General features: G+C 42.4%; 15 protein-coding genes, 1 rRNA gene and 1 riboswitch. Of the genes, 2 read left to right on the top strand and 14 right to left on the bottom strand.

Annotation, left to right across the window (positions count from 1 at the left end; translation table 11 throughout):
* Positions 1-130: 130 nt before the first annotated feature.
* Positions 131-378: riboswitch (cyclic di-AMP (ydaO/yuaA leader) on the bottom strand.
* Positions 379-608: 230 nt separating this feature from the next.
* Together BM415_RS22440 and BM415_RS22435 are read right to left on the bottom strand one after the other, a co-directional pair.
* A complete protein-coding gene (locus BM415_RS22440; RefSeq protein WP_170862594.1) occupies positions 609-1,376 on the bottom strand; it encodes a TatD family hydrolase in 768 nt (255 codons plus the stop codon).
* 39 nt (positions 1,377-1,415) lie between these two features.
* Complete coding sequence (locus BM415_RS22435) at positions 1,416-2,696, bottom strand: HD domain-containing protein (RefSeq protein WP_091161465.1); 1,281 nt, start codon at positions 2,694-2,696, stop codon at positions 1,416-1,418.
* Between the two features lie 358 nt (positions 2,697-3,054).
* On the opposite strand from BM415_RS22435, the gene BM415_RS22430 reads away from it, so the two are divergent.
* Positions 3,055-3,309 (top strand): AbrB/MazE/SpoVT family DNA-binding domain-containing protein, encoded by a 255-nt coding sequence (locus BM415_RS22430; RefSeq protein WP_047914173.1) that lies wholly within the window; start codon positions 3,055-3,057, stop codon positions 3,307-3,309.
* Positions 3,310-3,510: 201 nt separating this feature from the next.
* Here BM415_RS22430 and rsmI read toward each other — a convergent pair whose 3' ends face one another.
* From rsmI to BM415_RS22380, 10 genes are all read right to left on the bottom strand, one after another.
* A complete protein-coding gene (gene rsmI / locus BM415_RS22425; RefSeq protein ID WP_091161463.1) occupies positions 3,511-4,401 on the bottom strand; it encodes a 16S rRNA (cytidine(1402)-2'-O)-methyltransferase in 891 nt (296 codons plus the stop codon).
* A gap of 61 nt (positions 4,402-4,462) precedes the next feature.
* Positions 4,463-5,212: a tRNA1(Val) (adenine(37)-N6)-methyltransferase gene (locus tag BM415_RS22420; RefSeq protein WP_091161545.1), complete on the bottom strand. Its 750-nt coding sequence runs from the start codon at positions 5,210-5,212 to the stop codon at positions 4,463-4,465.
* 110 nt (positions 5,213-5,322) lie between these two features.
* Positions 5,323-5,691, bottom strand: a complete 369-nt coding sequence (gene yabA, locus BM415_RS22415) for a DNA replication initiation control protein YabA (RefSeq protein WP_091161542.1) — start codon at positions 5,689-5,691, stop codon at positions 5,323-5,325.
* Between the two features lie 28 nt (positions 5,692-5,719).
* The gene (locus BM415_RS22410) at positions 5,720-6,520 is read right to left on the bottom strand and encodes a PSP1 domain-containing protein (RefSeq protein ID WP_091161461.1); all 801 of its coding nucleotides are present in this window, start codon (positions 6,518-6,520) and stop codon (positions 5,720-5,722) included.
* A 145-nt stretch (positions 6,521-6,665) separates the two neighbouring features.
* Complete coding sequence (holB, locus tag BM415_RS22405) at positions 6,666-7,640, bottom strand: DNA polymerase III subunit delta' (RefSeq protein WP_091161459.1); 975 nt, start codon at positions 7,638-7,640, stop codon at positions 6,666-6,668.
* A 441-nt stretch (positions 7,641-8,081) separates the two neighbouring features.
* Complete coding sequence (locus tag BM415_RS22400) at positions 8,082-8,525, bottom strand: YaaR family protein (RefSeq protein ID WP_091161458.1); 444 nt, start codon at positions 8,523-8,525, stop codon at positions 8,082-8,084.
* Positions 8,526-8,561: 36 nt separating this feature from the next.
* Positions 8,562-8,891, bottom strand: coding sequence for a cyclic-di-AMP receptor (locus tag BM415_RS22395; protein ID WP_047914178.1), 330 nt, complete (start codon positions 8,889-8,891; stop codon positions 8,562-8,564).
* Positions 8,892-9,208: 317 nt separating this feature from the next.
* Positions 9,209-9,844 carry a dTMP kinase gene (gene tmk, locus BM415_RS22390; protein WP_091161456.1) on the bottom strand — a complete coding sequence of 212 codons (636 nt, stop codon included), beginning with the start codon at positions 9,842-9,844 and terminating at the stop codon, positions 9,209-9,211.
* A gap of 460 nt (positions 9,845-10,304) precedes the next feature.
* On the bottom strand, positions 10,305-11,795 hold the full coding sequence (locus BM415_RS22385; protein WP_091161541.1) for an aminotransferase class I/II-fold pyridoxal phosphate-dependent enzyme: 1,491 nt from the start codon (positions 11,793-11,795) through the stop codon (positions 10,305-10,307).
* Positions 11,796-11,953: 158 nt separating this feature from the next.
* On the bottom strand, positions 11,954-12,145 hold the full coding sequence (locus tag BM415_RS22380; protein ID WP_047914181.1) for a sigma factor G inhibitor Gin: 192 nt from the start codon (positions 12,143-12,145) through the stop codon (positions 11,954-11,956).
* 260 nt (positions 12,146-12,405) lie between these two features.
* On the opposite strand from BM415_RS22380, the gene BM415_RS22375 reads away from it, so the two are divergent.
* Complete coding sequence (locus tag BM415_RS22375) at positions 12,406-12,927, top strand: hypothetical protein (protein WP_091161454.1); 522 nt, start codon at positions 12,406-12,408, stop codon at positions 12,925-12,927.
* A 56-nt stretch (positions 12,928-12,983) separates the two neighbouring features.
* Here the strand turns inward: BM415_RS22375 and BM415_RS22370 are convergent, their stop codons facing one another.
* A complete protein-coding gene (locus BM415_RS22370; protein WP_091161452.1) occupies positions 12,984-13,268 on the bottom strand; it encodes a hypothetical protein in 285 nt (94 codons plus the stop codon).
* A 318-nt stretch (positions 13,269-13,586) separates the two neighbouring features.
* A 5S ribosomal RNA gene (gene rrf / locus BM415_RS22365) occupies positions 13,587-13,703 on the bottom strand.
* Position 13,704 lies beyond the last annotated feature (1 nt).

The raw sequence follows: 13,704 nt of genomic DNA, 5'->3' as shown, positions 1-13,704 counted from the left end.
TTAACCAACAGTATGACGACAATGTAACTTTTATTCTCCTAAAGCAAAGAAGCCAAAAAAGAGTTTAAGAGGAACTCTTTCGTGGCTCCGATAAGTCCAAATGAGAATATCGGAAACATCATGCACGAGTTTTGCCTCTTCAATACGCTTACGGGGTTAGCTGTCGGGTTCGGGCGTAAGAGTCGCCCTCGCGTCAGATCCAGGCTGCTCATGGCAGCTGTCCTTTACGTTCACCCCAAGACTCAAATGTTGAAATCAAATACAGTGGTCCATGAAGAGAGACAACTCTCTTAATTTTAAATCTTCTGCCTAGCAGCAGACCACTATATCGGTTCCCCCGTTCTTTGTTTAATACAAAAGATTCAGCGAGAATGACTCATGAAGTGAATTCAAAGTGGTAAATCAAATGAATGTAAAATGGACTTTACCAACAATCAACAATTCACTGAAACGATGATATCCTGTTTCGATGCATGTTGTAAAGCAGTATTCAACTATGTTTTTCTAAATAATTGGTTAAAAATTTGTAATAATCAGCGGAAAACTCTTACAAAAAGTTTAATCGCTCCGTTTTACTCACTTTTTCACCTGTTTTTCTCTCTATTTTATCAAATACCAAATCGTTCCAGTGTATTTGCGGTCGTAATCTCTGCTAATTCCTCCACAGAAATGCCCTTCAGCTCTGCTGCCATTTCTGCCACCAGGGCCACATGAGCAGACTCATTTCTCTTGCCGCGGAATGGATGTGGTGTCAGGTATGGGGAATCCGTTTCGATCAAGAGCCGGTCAAGGGGTACTTTTGCGAGCACTTCCTTGGGCTGCTTTGCATTCTTGAACGTAATCGGCCCTCCGAAGGAGATATGAAAACCCATATCCAGCGCCATTTTTGCTGTTTCCCAGCTTCCTGAGAAGGAATGCATCACTCCGCCCACTTCATGTGCTTTCTCTTCACGTAGGATTCGAATAATATCTTCATGCGCATCTCGGTTATGAATGACAATCGGCATGGCGATCTCTCTAGCCAGTCCAATTTGTTGGCGCAACACCTCATGCTGAACTTCCTTGGGAGAAGTATCCCAATGATAATCCAGACCGATTTCACCGATCGCAACGACCTTCTCGTGTTTACATAATGATGCAATCCATTCCAGATCTCCATCCTTCATCGTGATGGCATCGACAGGATGCCAGCCAACTGCCGCATAGATAAAATCATAGGTTTCGGCAAGTTTCATCGTAGAAGGTATCGTTTCCCGGTTAAATCCTATATTAATCATGCGGGTAACCCCCTTTTCGACAGCACGCTGAATCACTTCCTCGCGGTCAGCGTCGAATTCAGGGGCATCCAAATGTGTATGTGTGTCGAATAACATCATATAATCTTACTCCTTTCAAGGGCTGTATCTTGTCTCACATTATTTAAACATTCCAGCAATTTCCGGAGGGAGCTTGGGCAATGCATTCATCAGCTTCTCATGAGGGAAGTAGAGATGATAATTTCCTTTTTGCATGCCGCTTATGGAGCGTACAATTTCTGAAACTTCGGATATATCTCTTTGTCTTTCCTGCTTGTCTAGAATAATGATCTGTCTCTTGCTCCCCGCAATATCAGGTCGGAACACATCATACGGCAGATCCGTAGGAAAATCAATTTCAAGATCATAGGTTGGATTCAAGCCTGCCTCGAGAAATGCATCTTCAATCTGCTTGATATCCTTGTGCTCGATATAATCCACTTCAACATATTTATAGAGCTTACGGTCCAAGAACCGGGTACAAAGTTCACTTAGAATCGGGTCCTTCTCATCAGTCCATTCATTAAAAGCAGCTTGAATCGTGGATTCATCAATACGAAGATAATCTTTGACCGATATATCCCCCTTAATCAAATGAAGGAGCGGTCTAAGCATGAAGCCGAATGTGTAGCCTTCTGTTACCAGTTCCTTAGCTCTTCTAAAGATTTGACGCAGAACAATTTCAGAACTTCGAGTTACCGGGTGGAAATATACCTGCCAATACATCTGATATCTCGACATTAGATAATCCTCAACTGCATGCATTCCTGAATCTTTAACGACAACTCTCCCCTGGTAAGGGCGCAGCATACGGAGTATCCGATCAAGGTCAATTGTTCCATAATTCACTCCAGTATAATAGGCATCTCGCAGCAAGTAATCCATTCGATCTGCATCGAGCGGACTTGAAACCAGATTGACAACGATAGGCTTATCATACGTCTTGGCAATGACAGAAGCGACCTTTTGGGCGAAATCAGGACCTACTGTATTTAGTATCCGGCCCACTTCGGTATCTCCCAGTATGATTTTACAGGTCCACTCTTCATGATCCATATCAAAAGCCTCTTCAATCGAATGAGAAAAAGGACCGTGTCCAACGTCATGCAATAAAGCTGCGCATAGAGCGACCAATTTCTCTTTCTTCGGCCAATCGGGATATTCATTCCGTTCAAACTGAGATATGATCTTCCTTGTAATTTCATACACACCTAAAGAATGAGAAAAGCGACTGTGTTCTGCTCCGTGAAAAGTCAAATATGTAGTGCCCAGTTGTCTAATTCGGCGAAGACGCTGAAATTCCGGGGTATTAATAAGCTGCCATATAATCGGATCCTGAACATGCACATAGTTATGAACGGGGTCTTTAAATACTTTCTCTTCGTTAAGCTTTTGCTCCATCGATTATCAGCTCCTTTTTCAACTAAATTCTTATAACAAAATTCAATTGTGTGCAACTAAAGTAGGAATTCGACTTTATCCTTGCATCTTACTTGATTATTTCGACATTATACGACATAATTTGTCGAATAGTGCTGCGGTTTTGATTTCCAAATCGACACGCGTTATAATAATAGATAGGTACTAGAAAATCATCGTTAATACCAGTACTCATTCTATTTCTTCATACAATGTTAATGCAATTCTTTATTTTTAATGTTGACTGATTTGGGAATGGTTGGTATGATGATTAGCATAAAACATAAAATAATGTCGAATCATGACAGTAATAAGCGATGGCGAGAGGAGTTAGTATAAAATGATGAAATCTACAGGTATTGTAAGAAAAGTTGATGAACTGGGCCGGGTTGTTATACCTATCGAATTGCGCCGTACACTCGGTATTGGTGAAAAAGATGCACTTGAAATTTACGTAGACGGTGAGCGCATCATGCTTAAGAAATATGAGCCTGCTTGTATTTTCTGCGGCAACGCTGAAAACGTAACGTACTTCAAAGGTAAAATTGTTTGTCACGAATGTATTTCTGAAATTCCAGCACCGGTGACAAATTAAGTAGAATAGGTTATAATCAATTTGGTAGAGAAAAGCATACCTTCAATCAGTAATCATTAACGATTCCTTTAATATAGATGCTCGCTTTTCTTAAGAATATATAATTGTTATTTCTAACCTTTTTCATATCTCCTTAGGCACCTTCCTCGTCAGATACATTCTGCCGAAGAAGGTGTTTTTTTCTTTCATTCAATATGAGGGCTATTCTTCCTCTTTTAATAAAGCATTATATACATCTCTTTTGGAAAGTTCCCGATCTGCAGCTGTTCTCTTCATTGCGTCCTTGCGAGTATTGCCTTCCTTCTCATAGTGCTCCACATGCTCTGTAAGACTTAACTGCTGCCACCACTCATTCTGCAGCTCTTTCTCTTCATCCTGACTTCTTCCCTCTATAATCAAACAATATTCACCTAGAGGAGGATGTTCCTCAAGCCATTCAATACATTCCTCTAGATTCCCTCGCACATACTCTTCGTGACGCTTGGTCAGCTCTCTTGCGAGCACAGCTCTTCGGTTTCCCCATATCTCCAGCATAACGGCTAAAGTTTTTTGTACCCGGTGTGGCGACTCATAAAACAAAAGGGTCCCCTGCGATGCTCCAAAACTCTTCAGGATGGCAGTAATGTCCTTTTTCTCACGGGGAAGAAATCCGACAAAGGTAAATCTCTCGGTTCCAAGACCGGATGCAATTAGTGCGGATAGAGCAGCGTTCGCTCCTGGCACTGTCACCACAGGAATATTCGCCTTAATTGCGAGACTGACCAGGTCTGAACCAGGGTCTGAAATGGCCGGCATACCCGCATCGCTGACGAGAGCTAAATTTTTTCCTTCTATTATATATCGGATTAATTCAGGTCCACTGGCATCCTTGTTGTGCTCATGATAACTAAACAACAGCTCCGGGCTGATCTCAAAATGAGTTAATAGCTTTCGGGTCTGTCTCGTATCTTCTGCGGCAATGATGTTACATGTCTTCAAGGTATTTACAGCTCGATAGGTGATATCTTCAAGATTGCCGATCGGTGTACCTACAAGATACAGTGTACCCGTCCCTTCCTTCTGATCAAAGCTCTTCTGTACCTGCATATTCATAGCTAACTCCTCTCCAGTTCCACGTTTCACTGATACTGCTTCAACATATGTCCAGCAGCTATCATGGACTCGGATAGTAAATATCCATAATTTCTTTGCAGTATTCCCCATTTTCGTTATACACGATTAGCGGAGGCAGCATTCTGACATCCGGTTTGCCATCTCGTAATGCCTCAATGAGCACCATATTCGCCTCTTTGTCGATTCGTGGATGGACCATGCGAATTCGTTTTGGCTCCAATCGGTATTTACGCATTAGGGTGATGATTTCACCGATTCTCTGGGGTTTGTGTACCATGGATACTTTTCCGCCTGTACGCACCAAATGCATACAAGCTGTTAGTACTTCCTCCAAAGTACAGTGGATCTCATGCCTAGCAATTGCCTGATGCTCATTCAGTGTAATATCACTGCCGTTTAACGGCATATAGGGCGGATTCACGGTAATGGCATCATAACCGCCATAACCTGTAATGCTAGTCAGTTCTCTCAAATCTCCTTCCCGAATCATAATCTGATCCCCTAGTCCATTTAGCATCACACTTCGTCTAGCCATGTCGGCAATTCTAGGCTGAATCTCAATCCCTTCGATGGTTGCCTCTGTTCTTGTGGACATTAGGAGAGGAATGACTCCATTCCCTGTACAGAGATCCAGGACCTTTCCCCTTCTAGGAAGGCCTGCGAATCTGGCCAGCAATACAGCGTCCATAGAGAAGCTGAACACCTCATCACTTTGAATAATACGCAAATCATGAGTTAACAGATCATCTAATCGTTCAGATGGCTGTAACTTAACCTTGTTTATGCTCATTTTGATACCTGCCTGATTATTATTAATGTGTGTAATGAATCGACCTTGATGCATAATCGAATCCGCTTAAGCTTTTTAAAAGAAAAGCCGTAGGGTATCCCTACGGCTCGTTACTTATTCAAAAATGACAGACAGAACAAACAATCGCCTTCTGTACGTAAATGACCATAATAAACGTTACAAATATGGAAACCTTCGTAATACAATCTTGCTAAATTGTCGTACCCCTCTCCAACAACCTCTTCGGTAGTCTCGGTCGCGGGAACTAATTGTACAGGATTTTTGGGAGCTGGTGCAGGCGTCTCCGAAGAGGACTCCCGCTTTAGGACCTTGCGCAACTGTTCATTTTCCAGCGTCAAACGTTGGTTCTCTTCGAGCAGTTCCTTTACAATCATTTTTAATTCGCCAAGATCATTATTCATTTGTCCCATTTGTGTTTCCATTTCAAGAATGTGCGCAAAAATCGATTTTTTCTCCAAGATCCCACCCCGAAAGCAAACATAATGGTTACTTGATGACAACGTCATCCATAGAAAGCTCTTTTACTTTGTTGATCTCAAACAATTGAACATGTACCTTACGGTTGCCTGCGTGAATACCAACGACCTTGCCCTCACCTAGCGAGGTTACGACAAGCTTGCCGACCGCAGGAAGCTCTTCCTTAACACTCTCATAATTATCATGCTCAAATTTCAAGCAACACATAAGTCTGCCGCAAAGTCCAGATATTTTGGTTGGATTAAGGGACAGACTCTGATCCTTAGCCATCTTAATGGATACAGGTTCAAAATCACCCAGCCAGGATGAACAGCAGAGTATCCGTCCACATGGACCGATGCCTCCCAGCATCTTTGCCTCATCACGAACACCAATTTGGCGGAGCTCAATCCGTGTCCGAAAAATACTGGCCAAATCTTTAACTAACTCTCTAAAATCGACACGTCCTTCTGCCGTAAAATAAAATATAATTTTATTTCGATCAAATGTGAATTCCACATCGACAAGCTTCATCTTAAGTTCGTGCTCTTTGATTTTATTTAAACAGGTGCCAAATGCGTCTTTCGCAGCAAGCTTGTTCTCTTCCACCACTTTGGCGTCCGTGTCGCCTGCAATACGAATTACCTTCTTAAGAGGTAATACAACGTCAGATTCACCAACGACTTTCTTTCCTATAACGACTTTGCCGTACTCAATCCCTCTCGCTGTCTCTACGATGACGCTAGAATCTTTTTCAATAGGAAGATCGAGGGGATCAAAGTAATAAATTTTGCCCGCTTTCTTAAAACGGACACCGACTACATTATACAAACAAATTAACCCCCTTGTATGCCAATAAATCTCTATCGAAGCCTGAAGACAGGGCCGCAATCGAGAAGCGCATCATGTTAGGACTGTGCTAGGGTATAGAATGAACGTCCCTGAGATGTAGTCGCCTATGCTGACGAGCTCTACCTCAAGAGGCTAGTCCAATTAGTAATTGTTCTACACATAGCTGACCATTCACATTATACCGCAGCTTCTTTCTGCATTCTGCAGCCAAGTCCATATAGGACACCCACTGTTCGGTTGTACGAGTCATGGCAATGGTAGAGAGTGTATTGATTTGATCTATAAAAATAACGTTCTCCTGCTTACCGTAAATAATATAAAGCATGTCCTTGAACCATAAATGAAACAGTTCAAACATGAGTTCAAGATGTTCTGAAAGCCCTGTCTTGAACAGCTTCTGCTGGGCAGAAATCAGCGCTATATCGCCTCTGGACAGAGATTCTTTCCCTAATTGTAACACTACATTTCTAATTTCTGCAAACCAATTCTGGTCAAGCAAATTCTTGCAAGATTCAAGACCGGCGCTTAAAAATGAAGCTGTTCGGACAAGCGCGGGAGCGTATCCCTCCTTCTGCAGCATCTCCTGAATCAGGTCTGGATTCAGTGCCTTAAAGGGGATCTCCTGCGTTCGAGATAGAATCGTAGGGAGCATAGCTCCTTTGTTGCTCGTAATCAGTATTCCTACTGCCGGCACCTGTGGCTCCTCCAGGAACTTGAGCATGCTGTTGGCAGCTTGAACCGTCATTTTATCCGCCTGATCAATAATATAAATCTTAGGATTATTATTTTCAGACCGATAAGCAAATATTTTTTGCAAATCGCGAATCTGATCTATTTTGAGGCTTGCGCTCTCAGGCTCTACATAATGGAGGTCTGGGTGATTACTATGTTTAACCTTTCGACACTCCAGACATTCACCGCATGCATCCTCTGCATTTTGAGTGCAAAAAATAGTTTGGGCAAATGCTGTTGCCATCTGACGTTGTCCGCTACCGGATGGACCACTGAATAAATAAGCATGACTGATCGCGTTTTTGCGGAGTCCGCCCTGCAGCATTTGTTTTGCTGTATCTTGCCCCAAAATTTCACGAAATGACATGAGTTCCTCCCCTAATAAAAAAACTGCTGCGGTCTAGAACTTCACTAAATAAATATGGATCTACACACTAAAAGTCAGCATGAGATATTATATATCATTTAGAAGAGAAGAACCAAAGAGATCATCCATCTCCGATCCTCCCGGAAACCATCCTCTAACTCCGAAATGGCTTCACCATAAAGTATCAACAGGATGGATATCACTTAGTTCAATCATCTAATCTCCATTATATCATGCCACGCAACCATTTTAATTTTAGTCTTCACAAAAAAAACATTTTCCATTTCTGCATTTTGTATATCCAAAAACTACGCAATCATATACTACACTTTGTAATTATCTATTTCCTCAGCTGCATGATAAGCAAATCAACCGCTCATCTTCTCTACAAAAAAACAAGCGATCGAAATCACTTGTCTTTGGATACGTCACAATATGAAATCAAAAGCTCAAGTTAATCAGCATTCCCCGAATCTCGCCGATTTTTTGCAGAAGCTCAATCTTCCCCTGCTCACTCTGAAGCAGCTCCTCCGCCATAGCAACCAGAGCGGCATCCACTTCATCCAGCAGCAGGTACTTCTTACCGCGCCCGCGACGATCCCAGCCTTTGGTCTGCTTCGCAGCTATGCCTCTTCTGACCGTGTCGTCTAAGAATCGTTTAACCAGCTGCTTATAAGCCTTGAGCTCCCGTATCGTCATCGATCTCGCTAATCGATCACCTTGAAGCTGAATTTCATTCAACCGGCGAGACAGCTCTGCCTGTGAAGCTCGATCGCCTTGCTGCTGCATCATATCGGCAAAGCCTTTATTTTGCACGGGCTTGGTATTATTCTCATTCGAATTGATACCGCTCTGAAGTGGTCTGAATCCTGGATTGATTTTCACAAGATATCCCTGCTTTCTGTTGCATAAAGACTGCTCTTAGAAATGTTCAAATCGATCAACCGGCAGAACGAACACGGTCGCTCCCCCTACTTGAACCTCTACAGGAAGTGGTAAATAGGAGTCCGTCGTCCCACTCATTGGCGTAACCGGAGTTACAAGCTGCTCTCTTACCTTACAGCTGCTGCGGATCACATTCATCACCGATTCTACCTGGCTGTCATCCACCCCGATCATAAATGTAGTGTTCCCTGCCTTCAAAAATCCACCTGTACTCGCGAGCTTCGTTGCACGAAAGTTAGCTTTGACCAGTGCACTAGATAAACGATTGCTGTCTTTATCCTGAATAATCGCAACAATGAGTTTCATCTCGAAACGCCTCCTCTAATTAATTTCCTGCTTAGTCCTTATGCTCCAAACCGCCTTCAACCGAATATCAGTCTTTAGAATGAAACATAAGTCACTGCTTTATTCCAGAGTAAGCCAACCTTGCCCATGGCAACATGACCTTCAATGATATAATGAGTCTTCCCCACTAAAGGAGTCTGACTAATAATAAAAAATAAAGCTTTAGCACTTATGAAGCATAATTCATCCTACCAAACGGAAAACACTTCTTCTTAAATGAATCAATCCCATATCTTATCAAACAGGTATTTTAATACTTAATAATTAGACATATACCCTCAAATATCCTTTATTACGCACCTTAACTTCGTAATTAAACTACAAAAAACCTCTTCTTGTGACAAGGATGCGTCAATGATTTGGATCCGATCCGGGTCTTGCTTAGCAAGAATAAGATATCCCTCTCTTACCTTGTCATGAAACGATAGATTCTCCATATCAAGCCGATTCACTTCACGTCCTTGATTGGCAGCAATACGTGCTAATCCTTGTTCCGGAGTAATGTCAAAATAAAGAGTCAAATCGGGTGACAAGTGATCTGTGGCAAATTCATTAATGGAGCGGACTTCCTCCATACCAAGTCCTCTGGCATAACCTTGATAAGCTAGACTGCTGTCAACAAAGCGGTCAGACAATACCATCACGCCATTTTGAAGGGCAGGAATGACCTTCTCCGCAAGATGTTGTCTACGAGCGGCTGCATAGAGCAATGCTTCAGTGCGAGCATCCATCGTCGTATGCTCAGGATTCAATATGATGGATCGGATTTTTTCCGCAATATCAATTCCACCGGGCTCGCGCGTTATCAGGTAAGGGATTTTTTTGTCTTCTAGATGCGCGGACAACTTCTTAATCATGGTCGTTTTACCGGATCCTTCTCCACCTTCAAATGTAATAAACTTTCCTATCGGCAATGTGTATCTCTCCTAAACTACGTTTTCATCCTTGGATTTATTTAAATCATTTAGCGTTATAAAATTGAACCATTTCAATCTAAATATAGCTGATTATTTGTTCTTTTTGGGGTTTATGCAAAATCCATATCTATATAAATAAATGTAATCATAAATGTTTCTGTTGTCATTTGTAAATATGAATTCATGGTGATGCCAACGTGCTTGGGCTACTTGAGATTCATTCCGTAGGCGTATCCCACAGATAGTTGATTGAAACGGCTTACTCTAGCTCATATATGACTAATAGGTGGCGTGGGTAAATTCAGAGTGTTTAACACGGCTCATTCGAATGCTTAGCCCTATGTTTTATCCCTATCTCTCATTCTGGATGCTTACCCTTACGTCTAAACCCACTTTCCCTAAGCTCCCTCTGTCTGTATACTTAGCAATACTTAGAAGACCTATGACAAAAGGGGTTTTAGCTTTTTTCTTGTATGACGAGCAGTTGGTTTAGATTTGCATCTTGTGTCCCTTGGCATTTTGCCCCCGCATTGCGAAGTGCAATTAAACGCTCCTTCATTGCTTCATCAATACGCTCTCCTGGATACAGAATAGGAATACCGGGCGGGTAAGGAATTACCATTTCTGCGGCTCTGCGGCCAGCACATTTACTGATTTCAACAGATTCGATATCTTCTTCCGATCTTGTTCGCATACTGAAAGGGACCGGACAGGAATAGACACCAGATTGCAAAATGTTCCACGTGGAAACAGGATTGTTGTTTGCTGCGGTATGATCTTTTTCTCTGGGCTTCTTCTCTAACGATATATGCACAAGGGCCTCTAAAAGGTGCATGGCATCTTCATCTGTAGAGCCTAGACTAAACAGGAGGACCACGTAACGGTCGTCACTCATCTCTGGCATGCAGCCGTGAGCTTCAAGCTCTCGCTGCAGCTCGTAACCGCTCAGATCCCCTGACTTGTCATAAATGACAAGTTTAAATGGGTCCTGAGCGGTATAACCTGCAGCCACTGTTGCAGACGGCTGCAGCATACCGTAGCGCGGCATGGAGTGTATGCCGCGCCTTGCTGTATTCACGGCAGCAAGGCCAGCCGTGAAAGCTTCTGCGCCGTGCACGTGTAGATGCCGGCGCGCCAAGTCAAGCGAAGCCATGAGCGGGTACGAAGGGCTTGAGCTCTGGATCATGGACAAGCGCTGCTTCAGCAGTGTCCGATTGATCCGCTCTCCCTGTACATGCAGCATGGCTCCCATCGTCATAGCAGAGAGCATTTTATGAGTGGATTGGACCACGCCATCTGCTCCAGCTGACAACGCGGATGCCGGGATATCCGGGTGCATTCCATAATGTGCGCCGTGTGCTTCATCCACAAGAAGCGGAACATGGTGTTGGTGACATATCTCTGCAATGGAATTGATAGAGAAGCCCATTCCATAATAGTTAGGCATCGTAATCAATACAGCCTTTGCTTGCGGATAGGCTTCAAGAGAAGCCCTAACCGTCTCGGCAGAAGGAGCTGTGGCTAACCTGGAATTGTGATCCATCTCCGGTAACATAAAGACTGCCTGAGATCCGGCCAGCATTAATCCATGTAATACTGATTTATGAACATTCCGCTGAACGAGTATAAGATCACCTGGTTCTGTACATACCGTAAGGAGTAAGGCGATATTTCCTGAAGTGCTACCTCCTACTAGCCAGTAGCTCTCTTCAGCGCCAAAACAGTCTGCAGCAAGTTGCTGAGCCTCTAAAATGACACCCTCAGGATGATGTAAATCATCTGTTCCTGTTATTTCGGTCACATCGATACTCATAACGTCATGCATTAATCGGCTGTAATCATCGGAGTAGACTTGTCCATTTTTATGACCCGGAACATGATAGGTTCGTTGTTGAGTTGATTTGTATTTCAAAAGTGCTTCGTATAAAGGTGCCCTATGCTTATCCATCTTGTTTCCCATAGATTATCATGAAACCTTTCTGTTATTATCCTTAAAGGTATATGATATCAAACTACTCTTGACCCATCCAAGTAAATTTAAGAAATATAAAAATAAAAAGGCCTTTCACAGACCTTTAAAATAAGTTCATATATAAGACTTGTCTATTATACATTATTTTGATGCAGCCAAATCTGCTTTAACTGATGAATAAAAAAAGGATACTTAGCATCCTGCGCGTCAGTGTGTACCATCTCCGTCTCACAATCTGTGCAAATAAACTCTGAAACTATAAAAATGCCTTCCTTTTTACGCTGCTCACAAACAATGCATGTATGTTCCATTTGTTGTGTTTCCATACGATCCCACCTTTACTCCTTTTGCTATCAGTATGGTACAGTTTCTACTATTTTAAACCTTTTCATAGTGAAACTCTACTTTATTTCCATAACATATGCTATTCAACCTAATATGCATAGGTGTCTGTACCTAATTATTTGTAACATTTAATTTTTTCCAAACAGTGATCCGATATATATTATATAAATTCTGTCTTTTGATTTCCGAACAGCTCGTATCAAGAGTCTTTTTCTGCTTTGAATAGGGGGTTATGAATCGAATGTCCGCAGTAATCGGAGATCAAGCTACTTACTATCAATATCGTCTTATCCGCAAGATCAATATATCCAGGCCAGTATTACTTAGTTACTTAAGCTTAACATTCATTATGCTCCTCGCCAGCTTCATCTTCTTTTCTTGGTCTGGACTTTGGTATTTCCTTTTGTCCTGCGTAACCATGGTATGGATTCATTATTTGGTTGCTCGCTCTACTCTTCTTCTTAGTAATCGCCAGCTTAATCGGTGGCAGCGGTCCTGGAGAGTTCCCTGGGTGGGATTGATCCCTTCCCAACATATTGCTTACCCCTTTTTTAGCCGTATTCATTTACATATGACCTGGATTGGCCTTGTCTTTATCTTTGTTTTTATCATCGCTTCCCCTCCTGCTTTTGCGATGAATTTGTTTTTCTGGCATGTATGGTTGATGGCGCCACGCCTGATGTGCATCCTATGGCTATTCAGAGAAAGAAAAGACGGCTATCTAAAAATAACCCAACAAGAAGTAGCCTACTATATTCAATAAAGAGCTGATGAACATCATCCTATGCATATGAAAAAGACCTTCACTCTTGTGAAGGTCTAGTTACTGTCTACGGTCTTAGGTTTAATAATGGAAGGGTCAAGTGTAGGTACCAATACCGTCAGATAACCATTATGCAAGGATAAATGAACACGGGTGCTGTCTTTTATAAAAATGCGAGGAGCGGATTCAGTGTTGTTCGTATCCTCGGCTGCCGTATCTTCTGTCCAGCCCCACTCTATAATTTCATTAATATATTCTTGAGGTATATCTGAATTCTTCCCTACACCAGGCAAAGTGTATTGTACATAATCCATTTCTGGATTATTCGATGCTCGATCCATTCGATTGGCTTCTTTAGGTACTGGAAAACTATTTACATTCACTGCACCCTCGTATGAGTCCCATGAAGTGCCTTGGCTGCAAGCAGTAAGGATTATAGTGAAGCAGATGATAGCATAGAGACATAGCATTCTGTAACGCAGTCGAAATTCCCCCTTTGTTGCGAAGTGACACGATCTCTATGTTAAATGAACCCTATTCTATTATAACTTCTCAGTTGTTTTAATCCGTAACAAAAATGTTACTACCTATTACATATTAGAGTCATATATAAAAATAGACAAAATAAAAACCACCGTCGTCATCGACAGTGGTTCTTTGCTTGGCAACGTCCTACTCTCCCAGGACCCTTCGGTCCAAGTACCATCGGCGCTGGAGGGCTTAACGGTCGTGTTCGGGATGGGTACGTGTGGAACCCCTCCGCTATCGCCACCAAAC

It is taken from the genome of Paenibacillus sp. 453mf (assembly GCF_900116105.1).
Lineage (GTDB): Bacteria > Bacillota > Bacilli > Paenibacillales > Paenibacillaceae > Paenibacillus > Paenibacillus provencensis.
Note: the sequence above shows the minus strand (reverse complement) of the source record. Positions and strands in the feature narration are given on the sequence as shown.

Excerpts from the sequence above, each read along its gene's own strand:
- BM415_RS22440 (WP_170862594.1), bottom strand. The coding sequence starts at position 1,376 with ATGATGTTATTCGACACACATACACATTTGGATGCCCCTGAATTCGAC.
- BM415_RS22435 (WP_091161465.1), bottom strand. The coding sequence starts at position 2,696 with ATGGAGCAAAAGCTTAACGAAGAGAAAGTATTTAAAGACCCCGTTCAT.
- BM415_RS22430 (WP_047914173.1), top strand. The coding sequence starts at position 3,055 with ATGATGAAATCTACAGGTATTGTAAGAAAAGTTGATGAACTGGGCCGG.
- rsmI (WP_091161463.1), bottom strand. The coding sequence starts at position 4,401 with ATGAATATGCAGGTACAGAAGAGCTTTGATCAGAAGGAAGGGACGGGT.
- BM415_RS22420 (WP_091161545.1), bottom strand. The coding sequence starts at position 5,212 with ATGAGCATAAACAAGGTTAAGTTACAGCCATCTGAACGATTAGATGAT.
- holB (WP_091161459.1), bottom strand. The coding sequence starts at position 7,640 with ATGTCATTTCGTGAAATTTTGGGGCAAGATACAGCAAAACAAATGCTG.
- BM415_RS22395 (WP_047914178.1), bottom strand. The coding sequence starts at position 8,891 with ATGAAACTCATTGTTGCGATTATTCAGGATAAAGACAGCAATCGTTTA.
- BM415_RS22385 (WP_091161541.1), bottom strand. The coding sequence starts at position 11,795 with ATGGATAAGCATAGGGCACCTTTATACGAAGCACTTTTGAAATACAAA.
- BM415_RS22380 (WP_047914181.1), bottom strand. The coding sequence starts at position 12,145 with ATGGAAACACAACAAATGGAACATACATGCATTGTTTGTGAGCAGCGT.
- BM415_RS22375 (WP_091161454.1), top strand. The coding sequence starts at position 12,406 with ATGTCCGCAGTAATCGGAGATCAAGCTACTTACTATCAATATCGTCTT.
- BM415_RS22370 (WP_091161452.1), bottom strand. The coding sequence starts at position 13,268 with ATGGATCGAGCATCGAATAATCCAGAAATGGATTATGTACAATACACT.